Source organism: Streptomyces sp. NTD91, from assembly GCF_059510455.1.
Genome location: NZ_JCAJZW010000044.1, coordinates 1 through 17,232 on the forward strand (window position 1 = coordinate 1; position 17,232 = coordinate 17,232).

Sequence of the window (17,232 nt, forward strand, 5' to 3'; positions counted from 1 at the left end):
TAGCAGTTCCTGCAACTGGTCGAGGACGCCAACCCCGCCGGGGACATCGATGTGATTACCGACAATCTGTCCTCGCATAACTGCGTGTCCACCCGGACCTGGCTCGAGGACCATCCCCGCATCAGACATGTGTTCATCCCGGTCGACGCCTGCTGGCTCAACCTCCAAGAGGGCTGGTGGCGCATCTTCCGCAAGACCGCCCTGGCCGGCCGCTCCTTCGGAGACCCCAGCCACATCACCCACGCCACCGAAGTGACCACAGCCCAGCTCAACTCCCGTGCCCGACCCTGGGTCTGGGGCAGCGCACCACCCACCAGGCGCTTACGCCGCCGCTATGTGTACATCCCTTGAGGAACGCAGCACCTCGGCCAGACCAAGACCGTCCCCCGCCAACGGAGAAGACTGTTGCTCAGGCCGTTGTCGGCTGAGGATTGGTCAGGCTCAGGAGCCCAAGCTCGAGCGAGCTGCCGCCATGAAGGCCGCCTTGTGCTCTTCAAGGTGCTCGTTGACCTCTGTGTCACCGATGTCCCGCCAGACGGCTGCATTCAGCGCCCGGCCGAAGGCGTGGACGGGAGCATGCAGCACGGCATCGCACAGCAGCACCAAGGTGCGTTCGGCGGTCCACAGCTTGGTCATCATGGCCTGCGTCCTGCTCATCCAGCCCTCTTCATCGTCCCCCCATGGATCAGGACGTGAGTAGGCAGCTCGCTCCGCCTCCTGTGCACAGGCGATGAACTCCTTGATAGCCTGCAGCTGCTCTGCCCGGCGCGCTTCGGCGGTCGCCCTTGCCTCTCGGCGCTGTTCGGTTCCTTCTGCAGCCTGCTGAGCAGCCCGCTGAGTAAACGCCGTCAGGCCACCGCCGAGCACCACGCCAGTCAACGAAAATATCGAGGCCCACAACTCCCCCGCCATTGCGGCACCTCTCCACGCGACTACAGCTGCCATGTGCGCAGAGACATCATCTCGCAGAAGCTGTGCCATCCCCTACCGGGCCAAGGGTGCTCGCGCTGGGCTGGTGGACCGCGAGGTCGACCAGTCCGGGATCGGCGAGGGGTACGAGCTGCGCCGTGACGGGGTCATCCCGATCGCGGACGAGGAACTGTCAATCCCCTCGTTGCGTGGAGAGCTTCTACTGACCTTTGCGGCGTGATGTCGTTGAGGGCTGACGATGTGTGATCGTCGCGGTATGCCGGTTGTGTGAGATATCCGCAGGGTGGTGGGCTGACGCCTGAACGGCAGGCGTTTCGCGAGCGGATCCGGCTGGAGGCCGCGGAGCGATTCGCTGCGGGTGCCTCCAACGCCGAGGTCGCCAAGGACTTACGGGTGAGTGTGCGCTCGGTGCAGCGCTGGCGCCGGGCCTGGCACGACGCTGGCACCGAGGGGCTGAGGTCTGCCGGGCCCGTGTCACGGCCCAAGCTGAGTGCGGCCCTGTTCACCGTGCTCGAGCAGGAGCTCGCCAAGGGGCCGGTCGCGCATGGCTGGCCGGACCAGACGTGGACGCTGGCGCGGATCAAGACGCTGATCGGGCGCCGGTTCCACAAGAGCATGACGCTGTCGGCGATCGCGCGGATGCTGCACCGGCACGGCTTCAGCCACCAGGTCCCAGCCCGCCGAGCCATCGAGCGCGACGAGGAGGCCGTGGCGGGCTGGGGGAAGGAAACCTGGCCGCAGGTGGAAGGTCCGTGGCGGCGCTCGACGCCGGGCTGTGCTTCGAAGACGAGGCCGGCTTCTCGATGACGCCGCCCACCGCACGGACCTGGGCCCGGCGCGGACGCACACCCGTCATCCGGGTGAGGGGACGCTCCCAGCGCCGCTTCTCCGTCGCCGCTCTGGCCTGCTACAAGCAAGGTGAACGCGCACGACTGATCTATCGGCCCAAGCGCACGTCGATCACAAACGAGGCGGCAGACACAGTTCTCCTGGACCGACTACCGCGACCTGCTCATCGCCGCGCACCAGCAGCTCGGTGCACCCATCGTGCTCGTGTGGGACAACCTCAACGTCCACAAGGACCGCCGGCTGCGGGAGTTCATCGACACCCACGACTGGATCACCTGCTACTTCCTCCCGGCCTACGCACCAGACCTCAACCCCGTCGAGGGCATCTGGTCCCTGCTGCGGCGCAGCAGCCAGGTCAACACCGCCTTCACCGACCCCGACCACCTCATCAACACGCTCCGGCATGGTCTCCGCCAGATCCAGTACCGGATGGCGTCCCTTGACCTGGTACTCCACACGATTGCTCACAGAGATGATTCACCCGCGCCGGGGGTGATACATCCTCCGGATGAACCCGTCCTGCGCAGAGTGCTCGACGAACTTGATTCGGGCGTGCATGCGCTGCACAAGGTTCAGGCGCGTGTCGATCTGGTCGGGCCTTCGGCTGTGGTAGGAGAAGCCGTCAATGTCTGGGGAGCTGCCCGAGACTTGCGGCACTTCCTGCAGGCAGTGCTGCGCGGCGAGGTCTCGCAAGACGATTACGACGCGTGCTTGGAGGCTGCAATCGACGATGTTGAACGAACACGGGATGACTTCGCGCGGGCGGCTAGACACGTCATCGCCAGCCCCGATGGGCTGTTTCGGCAGTGATGTCGACGGCGTCGCCCCCGCTCATGAAGGGGTGGCCTGAGGCCACGCCCTTACCCACGTCTCTTCACCAGCTGACATCCATGGCCGCCATCAACGGCGGCGGACAGCAGCGGAGAAACACGTACCTGAGCGGCCTCCTCGACCGGTCGATGCGGCCGCGCCGGGCTTAAGAAGCCGTATCTCAACCGAACGTGATCCGTAGATTTCTGCTGGTCAGGGCTGGCGTAGCTCGGCTGAAACAGCAGCGAGGCTAATGATCACGCTGAGAACCTGCCGCGCCTGAGAGGCACCCCCCTACCCATCCCGCCACTCCCGTCGCACCGTCCAGGACCTATTCGGCCACGACGGCCGCTTCTTCACCGTGCCCGGTACCTTCCCTCACGACCTACCCGACCACATCAGCTTCACAACCCGCGGCTGAGGAGCCCTTGCCGACCTTGGTCGGCTGGGGAGCCTCCGTGGCGACCACCTCCGCCAGAGCCTGGCGGCGGTAGTCACCGGGAGGCATGCCGTGGGCCTCGCGGAAGGCCCGGCTGAAGGCGGCGGGGTGGCGGAAGCCCCATCGGGCGCCCACGGCGTGGACGGGGCGCAGCCGCAGTCGCGGATCCGCGAGGTCCGCGCGGCAGCGTGCCAGTCGCCGATGGCGGATCCACGCGGCCACGGTCAGCTCGCGGGGTTGGAAGAGGCGGTGCAGGTATCCCACGGAGATGTGGTGATGGTCGGCGATCGCCACGGGGGTCAGATCCGGGTCGCGCAGGTTGAGTTCGACGAACGCCTCGATCCGGGCGAGCAGCGCCTGCCGACGCGTCTCGGGGGCCAGCCGGTCCTGGGCGTCGGCCTGTTCGGCCAGGGCGGCGGCGATGAGGTCGAGGGCCACCGCGCCCAGCCGCTCCGCCTCACGGTCGCTCACCTCCCCCTGTTCCACGGCAGAGGCGACGCTGGCGAGGTAGCGGGCGAGGATCGCGTTCATCCCGGTGGCGGCGGGCATCCGCTGCGCGACCAGGTCGTCCAGCCGCTGCGAGCGCAGCGGCAGCGTCGACTTGGGCCAGTGCAGCATCACCATCCCCCCTGGGCCGGTGCCGGGCAGTGCCCGGGAGTCGTAGGGCCGGGAAGTGTCGTGCAGCAACAGGTCGCCCGGGCGTGGGCGGCAGTCGCGGTCGCGCTGGGTGAACCACAAGTCGTTCCCCCTGACCAGGCTGAGCCCGTACCGCTCGGGGTCGGACCGGCGCACCAGGGCCGGGGTGCGATGGGCCCGCAGCTCGGGGTAGGCATGGACGGTCAGCCGGACCGGGCCCAGCTCCGCCAGCGTCACCACAGCCTGGAAATCCCCGGCGCTCGGGCTGCTGAACACCGACGGAGCCGTATCTCTGCCCGCCAGCTCGCACCACCACTCGAAGCGGTCCTGAGCCGGTACGTCCTCACTGCGCATGGTCACGATCACGTGCATCCCCCGATGACGATCCCCCGACGTCGGACCAAGAATGGCAGGGCATCAATCAGGCCGATTTCATGCCGCAGCAAAGGTTGTTCATTCTCTTCGGAAGGCAGGCAGCGGAACGCCGCGGGCGGCACAGCCGGAATCAGGGGGGAACCCAACGTCAAAAGACAGGTGACGTACGGCCAACGACATCGCCCCCGGGCCTTGCAACCCTGATCACAGGGGCCATAGCGGCCCCACAACCTCGGTCGGACCGAAGTGACTACCCAACAGGGGGATCAGGATGCGCGGACTCTTCCGTTATGGTGCCACCGCTGCCGCGGCCGCGGCACTTGCGCTCGGCTTCGGCAACTCGGCATGGGCCGACTCCGAGGTCGGTTTCGTCACGCAGCAAACCGCGACCGGAGGCTGCACCGCCGGCCTCGACGTCACCAGTCTGACGAAGTCGGCTCCGGCCTACGCCTACGGGACCTTCTACAACTTCACCGCCGGCTACACCTGCTACGCGTGGCTGGAGCGCTCCACGGACGGCGGCAAGAGCTGGTACGAGGTCTCGGGCACGCACACTCTGACCGACCCCGGATACACCACGTCGGCCGTCACCGACCACTACTACGACGGACCTGGCTATCTGGCGCGAGCCTGCTTCAAGTACTCCTGGAGCACCGCGGCCACGCACTGCACGACATCGTGGTGAGAATCCCGCCCCGGCGTTCCGGCCTACGGGGCCCGGAGCACGGGACGACCGCCTCGGCGAGCCAGGAGACCGTTCTCTCGACAACCGGGTGTGTCAACTAAGACGTCATCTCATTTGGTGAGTCTGCGGTAGCAGATGAGGGTGCAGGCGATGCTGGTGAAGGCCAGGAAGTGCTCGGCTTTGCGCTCGTAGCGGCGGTGGAGGCGGCGGCAGCCGGCGAGCCAGGACATGGTGCATTCGATGGTCCACCGGTGGCGGCCCAGCCGCTGCGAGGACTCGATTCCCTTGCGGGCGATGCGGTGGGTGATCCCGCGCTGCCGTAACCATCGCCGCAGGTGGTCGTAGTCGTATCCCTTGTCGGCGTGAAGCTTGCCCGGCTTGCGCCGTCGTCGGCCGCGGCGGGAGCGGATCGGCGGTATGCCCTTCACCAGCGGGATCAGAGCCTGACTGTCGTGGAGGTTCGCCCCCGAGATCCCGACGGACAGGGGCAGACCCGCCCGCTCGGTGACCAAGTGGATCTTCGAGCCATACTTGCCCCGGTCGACAGGATTCGGGCCCGTCAGCTCCCCCTTTTCAGCGCCCGCACGTTCACCGAGTCGATCGCACAGCGGGACCAGTCGAGTTCGCCACGGGAGCCGATTTCATCCAGGACCAGGCGATGGAGCTTGGCCCACACCCTGACCTTCGTCCACTCGGTGAAGCGTCGATGGGCCGTGGCACCCGACGGCCCGAACGACGCCGACGGCAACTGCTGCCACGTGCAGCCAGACGTGGCCACGAACACGATCGCGGCCAGCACCTCCCGGTCACCATGCCGGCGACGGCCACCACCCTGAGGCCGCACCGGCGCCTTCGGCACCACTCGCTGGAACAACTCCCACAACTCGTCCGGCACCAGCCGCTCAACGATCCCCACCACGGCCGACAGCCTACCCATGCAGCCAAATGAGATGACGTCTTAGCTGCCTTCAAGTCGGCCTTCAGCGCACGGGCCTTCTTCTCCCTGACCGAACTGAGCGCCCGGCGCTGCTCAAGCGTCGCTGCTTGGGCGAGGTAGGCCTTGCCCAGGTGCCGGGCCGGGTCGGTCGCGTCGAACACCTCGATCTCGCCGTCGTAGTGCGGCAGGTACCGCAGCCGTACGCGGGCACCGACGTGACCGACCATCCACGGCGCGATGTAGGCGCGGCGCCGCCAGGTCACCCCGTTCGTAGTGATCTTCCGGACCCAGCCGTCGTCCTCCAGCGCGAAGAACACCAGTTGTTCCTCCGGCACGTCCTCCACCGAGGCCGGGTCTGCTTCCCACGCCTGCCGGGGCGTGCTGCCCTTCTCAAAGCCTGCCGGACGGTGCTCGGCGTTCCACCAGGCCACCCAGTCCAACAGCACCTTCACGAAGTCTGCGAACGGCATCAGAGCGTCGACCGGATCGCTCGGATGCGCCCCGGCCGGCCGGGCCCGGCGCATATATCCCGGCAAGGAGACCAGCAGCATCTCCTCCAGCGCACCGTTCAGGGCCTCGACGGTGCCCTTGCGGTACGACGTATACGCAGGCAGGTCCTCCACCGGCACCGCGAAAGCTCCCAACGCCCGCGTCACCGCCCGGCACAAGAACTCCTTACCCCGGTCCACCCGCACCCGGCCCGGCAGACCACCGAAAGGACCATAGGGACCAGTCCGGCTGATCCCCGCACGCAGCGCCGCCAGGACCGCGTCCCGACCAGGCTGATGCGGCGTGACCGCCACCCCCACGATGACCTTCGTCGCCACATCCACGAACCACGTCACCCACGGACACACGCCCGCCCCGTCCAACTCCACCCGAACCGGGACCCGCTTGTGATCACCCTCCCAGCACGCGTTGCGAAACATCGGCGGACGCTTGCCATACACGTCATGACGACGCCGGCCAACCCCACCACAGCGGAGCCCGGCCCGCTCCCCCGCCGAGAGATCTTGCCGGACAGCACGCTGCAGCGTACGAAGAGAAGGCACCGAGTCCGGCTCGCCGGCCGCAGCGGCCTCGGCAGCCAGTTCCCGGTGCACCGCGGCCACGTTCCCGCCCCACACCGCCAGACGCGCACGCACCAGCCCGCCCTCCCTGGGTAAGGCCACGGCAAGACCACCCGCGACGCACGCACCGTCCGGTACAGCGCGCAAGGCTCCGGAGGTCAGCAGGTGCGCTGCGTGCGCCAGGCAGGGCTTGAGCATCGCAGGTGCAGGCGTGCGTGGCCATCGACGTCGACCGGCTCCAGGTGCCGGGCCCACGGCCTCGCCGACTGCGGCAGACGCCAGGCTTCGCGATCACCTTGCGCATGGATGCGCGCCTTCAGGTGTCGTTGGGGAACAGGAGCGCTCCGCTCGCGGGATTTGCCAAGGGGCATACGGCTGCGCCCAGGCGACAGGGGTGCATCGCCAACGCCGGGCGTGATGGACCAACCTCGCCCCTAAAGCCGGTGTTCAGCGGACGAGCACAGCCAGTATCCTGCGGCGATGATTACAGCGGAGCAGGCCAAGGAGATCGCCGACCAGTTCATCGCCGAGGCCAACGCCCGTCCGCGCCACGGCGACTACGAGTTGGTGATCACCGACTTCACCGAGCATCGTTTCGGATGGTCCTTCGCCTACCAGTCATCGCAATGGGTGGAGACAGGTGATTTCGAACACCTTCTGATCGGCCAAGGCCCCGTCCTCATCGATCGCCGGGATGGGAGCGTGCACGAACTTGGCTCAGCCGCCCCCGCAGCGGAGATGGCTCGCTTCGAGGAGCGCTATGACGCCGAAACCGGGGACATGGGCCGCTGAGCAGCGGTCGCCCCGCCGGCCAACGTGCCCGCTGCGTGCCCGTTCGGAAGGGACGCAGCGGGGACTCACGAGGAACAGCGGCGCCAACCCCGGCTGCCCCGAGCGGCCGGAGGAGCCCGTGAGGGCGGCAGGGGGGGGTCATTGGTCGGTCCAGGCGCGGTGATGCCGCTGGGCGCGGCGGCCGAGGGCGTCGCTCATGGCGTCGTAGCAACATAGGCCGCATACCAGTCCCAGACTGGCCTGCATCCAGTCCAGCTCCAGGAACTCGTTGGGCCTGGTGGTGGTCGAGCCCGCAGTGGTCGCAGTGCCGTACGCCCTGCCCCGGGGACGGCAGTTCCAGAGCCGGGACCGGGGCCGGCGGTGCGGGCCGGCGGTGCGCATTACGGGCCTCGCGCCAGGCAGTGCGGGCCCTGGAATCGGACAGGTAAGCGGCAATTGTCTCGCCCGCATCGGGGGTGCCGCATCCGTATGTGCAGCGGATTTGCAGCTTGAGCTGGGGAACGCTCACCGCGCAGCGATGTCTGGGCGCTCGGCTCCGTCGAGCAACCCCCGGACGGCGTCGTTGAATCCCGCCGTGTCGGTCAAGCCGAAGGCGACACGCTGGAGCAGGAATCCGTGCAGCAGACCGATCAATACCCGTGCGCCGCTCTCCGGCTCCACGGTTTGGACAGCGCCCGCCGCTTGTCCGCGGCGCAGGGCTTCGGCGATGCTGCGACGGACCCTTTCGAACCCCTCCAAGGCGCGGGCGTGCAGCCCGTCGTTGCGCAGTAGTTCCGACCAGGTCTGCACGACGCACTGCAGCAGTTCCTCGACCGGCACCACCTGCCCTGCGGCGTCCGTTACGGTCCCGGCACTCAGTGCCTGCAGGGAAGCGGTGACCAGGTCGCCCAGGGAAGGGGCGTCAGCGGCCACAGCCACCCGCTCCATCGGCTCGAAGACGAGCCGGAAGGCGTCCGCGGCGATGGCCAGGATGATCTCCTCCTTGCTCGCGAAGTAGCGGTAGGGGGCACCCGCAGAAACACCGGCTGCGGCGGCGATGTCCGGCATCGAGGTCTGGTGGAAGCCGCCCCGCGCGAAACACCGGCGCGCTGCCGCCACGATCTCCGCACGCTTGGCTTCCCGACGCTCGGGCGTGATGCGCGGCATGACTGGCCTCCCTCAAAGTGAATGATCGTTCTTCTTGACAGGGAACCATATCGGACCCATCGTTAAAAATGAAAGAACATTCACGGAAGCGGAGATCTTGATGAGCAACGAGCTGACCATCGGCACCTACCGGTACGAGCACACCGAGGCGCTCTTCGACGGCCGCGTGAAGATCGACGGGGTGGACGCCACCCTTGAGACGGAGCCCCTGGTCTCGGACCTCTTCCGGCACATGCTCGAAGACTGCTACGACATAGCCGAACTCGGCCTGACCTACTTCCTGCGCACCTTCGACCTGGACGACGCCCCATTCCTGGCCCTGCCGATCTTCCCGAACCGCAACTTCCGGCACTCCGCCATCTTCGTCAACACCGAGGCAGGGATCGAGAAGCCCCAGGACCTCGCCGGCAAGACACTCGGCGAGTTCGCGCTCTTCGGACACGACGCCGGGATCTGGCCCAAGGGCATCCTCTCGGACGAGTACGGCGTGACCGTCGACCAGTGCCGCTGGGTCATCGGCGGCACCAACCATCCCATCCCCGCATTCGACTGGCTCCCGCAGCCAGTGCCGGACGGCGTGCACGTGCGGCACGCCGACCACGGCCAGACCCTGGGCGCCATGCTCGAGTCCGGAGAGATCGACGCGCTCATCTCGGTCGACGTGCCCCACGCCATGTTGCGGGGATCGACGAAGATCGTCAGGCTCTTCCCCGACTATGAGAACGTCGAGCGCGACTACTACCGGCGCACCGGGATCTTCCCCCCGATGCACATCGTCGCGGTCCGCAAGGACCTGGTACACCGTTCCGAGGATCTGCGCTCGGTCTACCGCGCCTTCGTCAAGGCCAAGGAACTGGCCGAACGCAAATACATCGAGGACGTCGCGAAGCAGCACATGAGCCTGGTGACCCCCTGGTTCAGCAGCCTGTTCGAACACAACCGCAGCCTGCTCGGCGAGGACTGGTGGCCCTACGGCCTGCGCGCGAACCGCAAGGCGGTCGACACCTTCCTGCGCTACCACCACGAGCAGGGCCTCTCCAAGCACCTGCTGACCAGCCGCAACATCTTCATCCCCGAGTTCCTCGACACCTAGTCGCACCGATCACGGCCGAACCACCCACCAGTCCCGCAAGGACACCGTGTCCCACCGCGATGCCTTCGCCATCAACTCCTGGCACACCCTGGGCGGCCATTTCCGGGACTCCCGGGCCTTCTGGACGTTCTGGACGGCTGTCGGCACGGGCGTGCCGGGGAGCTATCAGCAGCGCGAGACCTGCCCGCACATACCTGAGGGTTGAGCCGACCAGGGCAGGCCGTTTACGGAGGCGGAGGCGGCTTGGTCGGGCTGACTGCTTTGCGGCGAGGTCACTTGCGGGGACGCGAGGAAGAGCCGGGTGACATCGCGGTCGTCCGCCCGCGGGCATCCCGAGCTCCAGCCGCCGCAACGTGGCGTCCCGTCAGCCACCTGCTCGGCCGCCTCAAGCGCGGCATCCTCGACCCGGCCACGTACTACTACCGGGACGTGTACGTCGACGCGGTGCGCGCCGTCGCCGTCGCGGCCGGGCATCCCGCCGTGGACGCCGACCGCATCGCCACCACCGGCCGCAGCCAGGGCGGACAGCTGGCCCTGGCCGCCGCCGTCCTCAGCCCGCAGGTCGCTGCCGCGCTCGTCGAGTCGCCCTTCCTCGCCGCGCTCCCGGACCTGACCCAGGTCCCCGACCGGCAGCCCTACCGGGAGCTGCTGCGCTTCGCCGAGTCCTACCCGGACCTCGCGCCGCGCGCGTCCCGCACCCTCGGCCTCTTCGACGTCGCCGAGCTGGCCGCGTACGGGCGCTGCCCCGCGCTGTTCTCCGTGGCGGGCCGGGACCAGCGTTGCCTGCCGGACACCGGATACGCCGTGCACGCCCGCTACCCGGCGCCCAAGCGGCTCGTGACCTGGCCACTGGCCGAGCACGCCGCGCCCAACACACCGCTCCGCCTCGCCGAGGCGGAGTTCCTGGCCGACGTCTTCTCCCAGGCCACCCCGCACGCCCCCGCGTTCTGGCAGGAAGGACACGACAGATGAGACACCTGCATCCGGACAGCCCGCCCGTGCCGCAGCTGACCGAGGTACCCGCCGACGTCCTGGACACCGTCACCTGGTCGGAACGCAAGGCCGATCTCTACGCGGTCGACCAGTACTTCCGCGAGGCGATCTGGACCTTCGGGGACATCATCGAGCAGACGCTCGGCATCGCCCTGTGCATGCTCAAGCCGGAGGCCGCCGCTGGGCGTAGGCTGCGGCCCGCCCTGCGCATCCTGCGGGAGGCGGGTTTCCACCCCGTCGACGTGGTGCGGTTCCGGCACGATCGCCTGACGATCCGTGAGGTCTGGCGCTACCAGTTCAACATCGCCAGCCGCCGGCGCATCGAAGCCATGGACGTCATCCTGCCCAGCACCGAAACAGTGGCGCTGGTCCTCAGGGACGAGCACTGGCAGCCGGGGGCGATCCCCGCCGCCGTACGGCTCAACGCCCTCAAGGGCCCGGCCGACCCGAGCCTGCGCAAACCCGAGCACCTGCGCCACCAACTGGGCGTGGTCAATGGGCTGTTCAACTTCACGCACATCTCGGACGAGCCCGCGGACGTGTTGCGTGAACTCGCCGTCATCTGCGACGAGCCCCGGCGCGAACTGATCCGCCGCCGCATCCTCGAGAACCGCGACGCCCGCCTCGAGGTCCTGAACGTCTTCCAGGAGCTGGAGGACCGGCACCCGGAGCACGACTTCGACCTGGAAGCCAGCTGGTGCCGACTCGCCGCGGCCACCGGTTCCCTCGGGGAAGCGGGGAAGCGGCGTGCCGGGCTGGAGGAGATGCTCGGCCTGACCCGGCGCACCCCGCTGGACAGCCCCCATCGCTGGGACCTGCTCACCATCGTCACCCACCTGCTGACCGAGATGAACGTGGACGGCGTGACTCCCGCCGTCCCCAACGTCACCGACGCCTGGGCGCCGCGACGACTTGACGAGGTCCGCTCGTGACCGCCGTACTCGCCACGCTCAACCTCGGTGTCGAACGACGGGGCCACTGGACCAGCGTCGGCCGCAGCGGGATCGACAAGAGGCCCGTCGACCACCGGGTCATGGCCCGCAGTTGGGGGCTCGAAGGCGACCTGATCGCCGACAAGCGCGTCCACGGCGGGCCCGACAAAGCGGTGTACGCCTTCGCCCGTGAGGACGCCGTCTTCTGGGAGGAGGAACTCGGTCGCGCGTGCCCCCCGGGCAACTTCGGCGAGAACTTCTCGACCGTCGGTCTGGACATCACCGGAGCCGAGGTAGGGGAGCAGTGGGCCATCGGTGGCGCGGTGTTCGAGGTCATCCGGGCCCGCAAGCCCTGTCGCGTCTTTGCCGGCTTCTGGGACGTCCCGGACCTGGTCAAGCGCTTCATCGCGCACGGCGCCCCGGGCGCGTATCTGCGCGTGCTGAAGGAGGGCACCGTCGGGGCCGGCGATCCTGTCGAGATCATCAAACGACCCGGCCACGGGGTGACCATCGGATACATGCTCAGGGCGCTGACCACCGAGCCGCACCTGATGCCCCGCTTTCTCGACGCCCCCGAAATGCTGCCCAAACACCACGAGAAGGCCCGCAAGTGGCTGGCCACGCACCAACAGGAGACTCCCGTCACATGACGACCACCGCATCGCAGCCCCTGATCGAACCGGCCCGGCTGGCCGCGTTGGACTGGTCCGACATGCCCGCCCTGCACCAGCCGATGGAGGAACTCCTCGAAGAACTGGTGTCCCACCCCACCTGGCTCAACGACGCCTTCGACCACGTACTGGCCACTCCCGAGCTGCTCAACCAGTGCGAGCGGCTGCAGGAGCTGGACCGTGTCGTCCTGGTCAACGACAAGGCCAGTGATGTGCGGATCCGGCTGCACGTCTTCACCGGCAGCGACTTCGACCGCCCGCACAACCACCGCTGGAGCTTCGGCTCCCGCATCCTGCACGGCAGCTACCAGCACCACCTCTTCGGCGACTACGAGGAGCTGGACACCGACACCCGTGTCGGCACCCCGGCACTGGTCCGCGAGGAGGTGGCCGGCTCGGGCTACGTGATCCGTCACACGATGGTGCACACCGTCAGCTCCGCCCCCGACACCACCTCCCTCATCGTCCGCGGCCCCTCCGAGAAGAACCGCTTCGTCGTGATGAACCGCGACACCGGTGATGCCTGGTGGCAGTACGGCCAGAGGGACGAGAAGCCCGAGGACCAGGCCAAGCGCCGACTCGGCGCCGAGCGCGTCGAGGAGATCCGGCAGCTGCTGATCAGCCAGGGCTGCATCCGTTGACCGGGATCGCCACCTCGACGGACCCGATCGAACTCATCGTCTTCGACTGCGACGGCGTCCTCGTCGACAGCGAGCCGATCGCCGTGCGGACGCACGTCGCCCTGGGCGCCGAACTGGGCTGGCCACTGACTGAGTCCGACGTCATGAACCGCTTCGTCGGCCGCTCGACCACCTCGATCGGCGAACAGATCGCCGAGCGTCTCGGCGAGGAGACCGCCCGCATCTGGGACGAACGGTTCCGGGAGATGCACGCCAATGCGGTGGACGAGAGCCTGACCCCGGTCGACGGCATCGTCGAAGCCCTGGACGGCCTGGCGGCGGCGGGCCTTGGAGCACGACAGTGGTGCATCGCCTCCAGCGGCAGCCACGAAAAGATGCGCCACACCCTCGGCAGGGTAGGACTCTACGAGAGGTTCGAGGGCCGCGTCTTCAGCGCCCACGAGGTCGAGCGGGGCAAGCCCGCCCCGGACCTCTTCCTGCACGCCGCACGGCGGATGGGCGTCGCTCCGTCCCGCTGCGCCGTCGTGGAGGACAGCAGGTTCGGCGTCCAGGCGGCCACCGCCGCCGGGATGCGTTCCTTCGGATACGCGGGGGGCCTCACTCCGGCCGACTGGCTCACGGGTCCGACGACGGTCGTCTTCACCGACATGCGCCAGCTGCCTGCCCTGGTCACGGCTCACAAGGGGGAGAAGGTGAACAATGCCGCTGGAAATTGAGCGCAAGTTCCTGCTGGACGATGTGGCCGTGCCGCCCGCCGTGGCGATCGAACCCATCGAGCAGGGCTACGTTGCCGTCACCGACGACGGCACCGAGGTACGCCTGCGCCGCATCGCGGGCCACTGCGTCCTCACCGTGAAGCGCGGCAACGGCGGGCTCTCCCGTACCGAGGTCGAACTCCCGCTCACCGAGATCGAGTTCGGGGAACTGTGGCCCGCCACAGCCGGCGCCCGGCTGGTGAAGACCCGCCACTCGGTGCCCGTGCAGGACACCCTCGCCTACGTGGACGTGTACGCGCAGGACCTGTCCGGCCTTCGCACCGTCGAGGTGGAGTTCCCGTCCGAGGAGCAGGCCAGGGGCTTCACGCCACCGGACTGGTTCGGTCCCGAAATCACCGGGGCCAAGGAGTACAGCAACCGGCGTCTGGCGGTCGAGGGGATTCCCGAAACCTCGGCCTGATCCCTGAGGATGTCGACGCATACCCGGGCGTGCCCGCACAGGGTCACGCCCGGGCGTGCCCGCGACGTGGTCAATGCGACATGAGCGCCTGCTCCTGCCAGCTGTCACGGCGCAGTGCCGGCGGCGCCGCGGGCAGCCGATGCGCATTGGCCGATGCCACTGGGGCGAGTGCCGCTGCTCCCAGGGCAACCCCACGCCGCGCGGCACCTCGGGCACGGTTCGCCGGCCGCCGTGGGCCGCTTGCTGTTCACCGGCGGCACGGTCCCTTCCGGACCGCGCGGTGCGCAGCCGCCGTATTGAGCCCGGCGGCGTCGGGGCGGAGTGCACCGCACCCGTGGCACGGCTGATCACGCATGGCACCCGGCGCGGCCCGCTGCCCGGGCACGTGAAGCGGGGGGCTCCATTCCGCCATCCGGTCGTGGTTCCGGCTGTCCTGCGCTGCTTGGTGCCGGATGGTCCGCGCCCGTGCCGCCTGCCGCAGCACCGCCTCGGCCCACATGCGCACGAAGAACCGGGCCTGCTCCGCGCTCTCGCTCACCCGCCGAGGCTGTGCGACAGGTGCTTCCACCGGACGGACGCCACAGGGCGCGCGACCCGCCCCCTCCCCCGCCGCGCCCGCACCCGCGATGACAGATCCGCTGGAAGAGCGCGTTTTCCGGCCAGTACTGGCAGGTAGCGAGAGCCGGGCCGGCCTGCGGGGGCATGATCGAGGTCGTGTACCGCGACGACATGCCCTGCTGCGTGCGGTGGGAAATCCTGATGCACGAACGGTTCAGCGGCGTGTGGATCTGCAAAGACTACGGTCGCGCGATCACCGGCGCGGACCCCACCGACGTGGGCCAGGTCGTTCTCGCCGCGTACCTCGCTGGCCGGGACAGCCGGGGGGAAACGTTCCGCGTCATCGTCCGCACCGACAACGGCACCCAGTCCGTCATCACTCCCGGCCAACTCGCCCACCCTGGCTGGACAGCGGACCCGGCCATCTGTCAGGCACTGCCCGCATACCTGCGCAACGCCCTCACCTGACCGAGCGGAGCTCGCTGTTCGGGGAGTCCCTGCCCGGGGCCTGACAGCGTTGCCTGCTACCGCGGCCTACCGAATGCTGTCGAAGATGCGCGCACACAGCGAGCCGGGCGTGCGGATCCAGGTCGACCAGGTCACCCTCGCGCAGATACTCGGCCTGAGCCGGGCCGCCGCGAACGCCGCGCTGCGCGACCTGCACCTGGCACAGCTGGTGAAGAAACAGCGGGCCGGCGTCTACCAGCTCAAAACGGTGTCCTGACCCTCCCTGTCATCCCAAACGGCTCTGCGCCCCACTGGTGCAGCGCCGTTCGCGTTCCCCGGTGTCGGAGTCGACATGAAAGATCCCTTCCTGGGTTGGCGAGGGTTCATCCGTACAGATTGCCCGGTGCGTGCGGCTATGGCCAAAGCCATCAGCCTCCGCGCGGCAGTAGCGAAATGCCTTGCCTCTCGATGGCATCCAGGGGAGCCATCCAGTAAAAGCTGGTGCCGGGCAGGCGTCTGGTGATGGCACCGATCACGCGCCCCGACCCGTCAAGGACTCCTGCGCCGGCTGCCACGTCACCGATGCGCGCCTGGTCGGCCCCGATGGTCAAAGTCAGATCGAGCTGCAAGTCTCCGTCACGGCCGCTCGGTCCCAACACGGTTCCTACCAGCCACAGGCCTTCAAGTCGGTTGTCACGGCGGCTGGTGTGAGTCAGATAGGCCCTTACACGTCCGCCGAGCGGTGGTGGGAGAGCCCATGTGGCCGCGGCCGCTCCTTCGAGGGGATGTCTGGGCGCAAGAACCGTGAGACTCCCGCGGCTCGTTCCCCGCATGACCACATCCGCTTCGGATCGGTTCTCCGGTCTGTCGACGGATCGCACCTCCAGCCGATCCCCATTCAGCGGGCCTGAGTCTGCAGCCAGTTCGAGGCTCTGGGTGAGGATGGTTCCGTCATGCAGAAGTACACCCGACCACGTCTGTCTACGAAAGTAGACCAACACGGCAGATCGGGACGGGTTCGGCGTCCTTGTCGTTCCGTCGCCCACCTTGACTGCCTGCTCGTACAGCCCAAGGAATCGGTTGGCCTCGATATCTGGATCCCGGCCGTCGACGGCCTGGTCGGCCAACCAGCGTACAAGGCTCTCCAGTTGCCAGGCGGTGGGCCATCGACGGCCGTTGAGGACTTTGGACACCAGATCCCGATCCATGGTGGCCCGGAAGTCGCCCTCTTCCAAACCTGCGCTGATCTTGCGTACACCTGGCATATCGGCCGCCCGATACAGGCTGTGCAGGTTCTCCAGTACAACCCTCCGTGGTCCAACTGGAAACTCCTCCAAGGGGGGCATCTCCACGCCCCTCGTCCCTCGGTTCCGCATCATTCTCCTGACAGGAAGTGTCAGCAAGTGTCAGTGCAACCAAGGCTGTCGGCGGTACTTGCGCCAGGTCAAGGGGGCATGGCGGGTGAGAGTGTCAGGGGCATGCGGGGCACTTCGGAGAGCTGCGCCTAATGGAGAGCAGGTCACCGTCGGTGTCCCGCTTCCGCAGCGATCTGCCGTGATCAATGCTCGCGCGGCAGGCCCAGTCCACAGGAGTGACGATGTCTTCTCGCCGTAGGCCTCAGGTACCCGTTGACGTCCTTGTCTTCCTGTCCGTACTTGTGGTCGTCACCGTCCTTGTCGTGATCGGCCACAGCAACCCGCAGGAGCTTGCCGGATACGCCACGGCTGCGTCGGTGCTCTTCGGGGCATGGCGGGGTCCCCGGGACGGCGGCTCGGCGGGGATCAGTTGAGGTGCCAGGCCCGCAGCGCCCTGAAGACGGTCAGAACAGGCGCCGAACAGCATGGATGCGCCACTGACAGCAGTAGCTGACCCGTGCCGGCACTGTGCAGCATTCCCCCACCGACCGAGCACCCACCTGCCCGCCAACCAGCGGGAGATCACCTGGGTGCACATCCAGGAGAACCGGAGCCAGGGCGGCCGCATCACCGCCCGGCGCGGCAAGATGCACGTCATGGACGGCGACCCGTTCTACGTGATCGTCTGAGCGCCGCT

20 protein-coding genes and 2 pseudogenes are annotated in these 17,232 nt (G+C 68.0%); 16 read left to right on the plus strand and 6 right to left on the minus strand.

Annotation, left to right across the window (positions count from 1 at the left end; translation table 11 throughout):
- Positions 1-15: 15 nt before the first annotated feature.
- Positions 16-351 carry a transposase gene (locus tag AC5WRT_RS31555; RefSeq protein WP_496100843.1) on the plus strand — a complete coding sequence of 112 codons (336 nt, stop codon included), beginning with the start codon at positions 16-18 and terminating at the stop codon, positions 349-351.
- Positions 352-441: 90 nt separating this feature from the next.
- Here the strand turns inward: AC5WRT_RS31555 and AC5WRT_RS31560 are convergent, their stop codons facing one another.
- A complete protein-coding gene (locus AC5WRT_RS31560) occupies positions 442-912 on the minus strand; it encodes a hypothetical protein (RefSeq protein ID WP_496097562.1) in 471 nt (156 codons plus the stop codon).
- Between the two features lie 285 nt (positions 913-1,197).
- Here AC5WRT_RS31560 and AC5WRT_RS31565 point away from each other — a divergent pair.
- Positions 1,198-2,223: pseudogene (locus tag AC5WRT_RS31565) on the plus strand (IS630 family transposase); the annotation flags it as partial.
- 751 nt (positions 2,224-2,974) lie between these two features.
- Here AC5WRT_RS31565 and AC5WRT_RS31570 read toward each other — a convergent pair.
- Positions 2,975-4,018, minus strand: coding sequence for a helix-turn-helix domain-containing protein (locus AC5WRT_RS31570; RefSeq protein WP_496097569.1), 1,044 nt, complete (start codon positions 4,016-4,018; stop codon positions 2,975-2,977).
- 292 nt (positions 4,019-4,310) lie between these two features.
- Between AC5WRT_RS31570 and AC5WRT_RS31575 the strand changes: the two genes are divergently transcribed.
- Positions 4,311-4,724 carry a hypothetical protein gene (locus AC5WRT_RS31575; protein ID WP_496097561.1) on the plus strand — a complete coding sequence of 138 codons (414 nt, stop codon included), beginning with the start codon at positions 4,311-4,313 and terminating at the stop codon, positions 4,722-4,724.
- 110 nt (positions 4,725-4,834) lie between these two features.
- On the opposite strand, the gene AC5WRT_RS31580 is transcribed toward AC5WRT_RS31575, so the two are convergent.
- Positions 4,835-5,661 (minus strand): IS5 family transposase gene (locus AC5WRT_RS31580; protein WP_496097560.1). Its coding sequence is split into 2 segments (ribosomal slippage): positions 4,835-5,295 and positions 5,295-5,661, totalling 828 coding nucleotides; the frame shifts between segments, so codons are not numbered across the junction.
- 155 nt (positions 5,662-5,816) lie between these two features.
- Positions 5,817-6,929, minus strand: a pseudogene (locus tag AC5WRT_RS31585) (transposase); the annotation flags it as partial.
- Between the two features lie 282 nt (positions 6,930-7,211).
- Between AC5WRT_RS31585 and AC5WRT_RS31590 the strand changes: the two are divergent.
- Complete coding sequence (locus tag AC5WRT_RS31590; protein ID WP_496097559.1) at positions 7,212-7,523, plus strand: YrhB domain-containing protein; 312 nt, start codon at positions 7,212-7,214, stop codon at positions 7,521-7,523.
- Between the two features lie 504 nt (positions 7,524-8,027).
- Here the strand turns inward: AC5WRT_RS31590 and AC5WRT_RS31595 are convergent.
- On the minus strand, positions 8,028-8,669 hold the full coding sequence (locus AC5WRT_RS31595) for a TetR/AcrR family transcriptional regulator (RefSeq protein ID WP_496097558.1): 642 nt from the start codon (positions 8,667-8,669) through the stop codon (positions 8,028-8,030).
- 100 nt (positions 8,670-8,769) lie between these two features.
- On the opposite strand from AC5WRT_RS31595, the gene AC5WRT_RS31600 reads away from it, so the two are divergent.
- From AC5WRT_RS31600 to AC5WRT_RS31645, 10 genes are all read left to right on the plus strand, one after another.
- Positions 8,770-9,762: a 4,5-dihydroxyphthalate decarboxylase gene (locus AC5WRT_RS31600; RefSeq protein ID WP_496097557.1), complete on the plus strand. Its 993-nt coding sequence runs from the start codon at positions 8,770-8,772 to the stop codon at positions 9,760-9,762.
- Between the two features lie 46 nt (positions 9,763-9,808).
- Positions 9,809-9,967, plus strand: a complete 159-nt coding sequence (locus AC5WRT_RS31605) for a hypothetical protein (RefSeq protein WP_496097556.1) — start codon at positions 9,809-9,811, stop codon at positions 9,965-9,967.
- 71 nt (positions 9,968-10,038) lie between these two features.
- Positions 10,039-10,734 carry an acetylxylan esterase gene (locus AC5WRT_RS31610; RefSeq protein ID WP_496097555.1) on the plus strand — a complete coding sequence of 232 codons (696 nt, stop codon included), beginning with the start codon at positions 10,039-10,041 and terminating at the stop codon, positions 10,732-10,734.
- Positions 10,731-11,687 carry a nucleoside-diphosphate kinase gene (locus tag AC5WRT_RS31615; RefSeq protein WP_496097554.1) on the plus strand — a complete coding sequence of 319 codons (957 nt, stop codon included), beginning with the start codon at positions 10,731-10,733 and terminating at the stop codon, positions 11,685-11,687. Before AC5WRT_RS31610 ends, AC5WRT_RS31615 begins: the two co-directional genes overlap by 4 nt.
- Positions 11,684-12,337, plus strand: coding sequence for an MOSC domain-containing protein (locus tag AC5WRT_RS31620; protein ID WP_496097553.1), 654 nt, complete (start codon positions 11,684-11,686; stop codon positions 12,335-12,337). Before AC5WRT_RS31615 ends, AC5WRT_RS31620 begins: the two co-directional genes overlap by 4 nt.
- Positions 12,334-12,999 carry a hypothetical protein gene (locus tag AC5WRT_RS31625; protein ID WP_496097552.1) on the plus strand — a complete coding sequence of 222 codons (666 nt, stop codon included), beginning with the start codon at positions 12,334-12,336 and terminating at the stop codon, positions 12,997-12,999. The genes AC5WRT_RS31620 and AC5WRT_RS31625 overlap by 4 nt, the downstream gene beginning before the upstream one ends.
- Positions 12,996-13,715, plus strand: coding sequence for an HAD family hydrolase (locus AC5WRT_RS31630; protein ID WP_496097551.1), 720 nt, complete (start codon positions 12,996-12,998; stop codon positions 13,713-13,715). Before AC5WRT_RS31625 ends, AC5WRT_RS31630 begins: the two co-directional genes overlap by 4 nt.
- Positions 13,699-14,175, plus strand: coding sequence for a CYTH domain-containing protein (locus AC5WRT_RS31635; RefSeq protein ID WP_496097550.1), 477 nt, complete (start codon positions 13,699-13,701; stop codon positions 14,173-14,175). The genes AC5WRT_RS31630 and AC5WRT_RS31635 overlap by 17 nt, the downstream gene beginning before the upstream one ends.
- 714 nt (positions 14,176-14,889) lie before the next feature.
- Positions 14,890-15,201, plus strand: a complete 312-nt coding sequence (locus AC5WRT_RS31640; RefSeq protein WP_496097549.1) for a hypothetical protein — start codon at positions 14,890-14,892, stop codon at positions 15,199-15,201.
- A gap of 85 nt (positions 15,202-15,286) precedes the next feature.
- Complete coding sequence (locus AC5WRT_RS31645) at positions 15,287-15,457, plus strand: hypothetical protein (RefSeq protein WP_496097548.1); 171 nt, start codon at positions 15,287-15,289, stop codon at positions 15,455-15,457.
- Positions 15,458-15,608: 151 nt separating this feature from the next.
- On the opposite strand, the gene AC5WRT_RS31650 is transcribed toward AC5WRT_RS31645, so the two are convergent.
- Positions 15,609-16,532: a hypothetical protein gene (locus tag AC5WRT_RS31650; RefSeq protein WP_496097547.1), complete on the minus strand. Its 924-nt coding sequence runs from the start codon at positions 16,530-16,532 to the stop codon at positions 15,609-15,611.
- Between the two features lie 245 nt (positions 16,533-16,777).
- Between AC5WRT_RS31650 and AC5WRT_RS31655 the strand changes: the two genes are divergently transcribed.
- Both AC5WRT_RS31655 and AC5WRT_RS31660 read left to right on the plus strand, forming a co-directional pair.
- Positions 16,778-16,969: a hypothetical protein gene (locus tag AC5WRT_RS31655; RefSeq protein WP_496097546.1), complete on the plus strand. Its 192-nt coding sequence runs from the start codon at positions 16,778-16,780 to the stop codon at positions 16,967-16,969.
- 51 nt (positions 16,970-17,020) lie between these two features.
- Positions 17,021-17,224 (plus strand): hypothetical protein, encoded by a 204-nt coding sequence (locus tag AC5WRT_RS31660; RefSeq protein WP_496100835.1) that lies wholly within the window; start codon positions 17,021-17,023, stop codon positions 17,222-17,224.
- Positions 17,225-17,232: the final 8 nt, after the last annotated feature.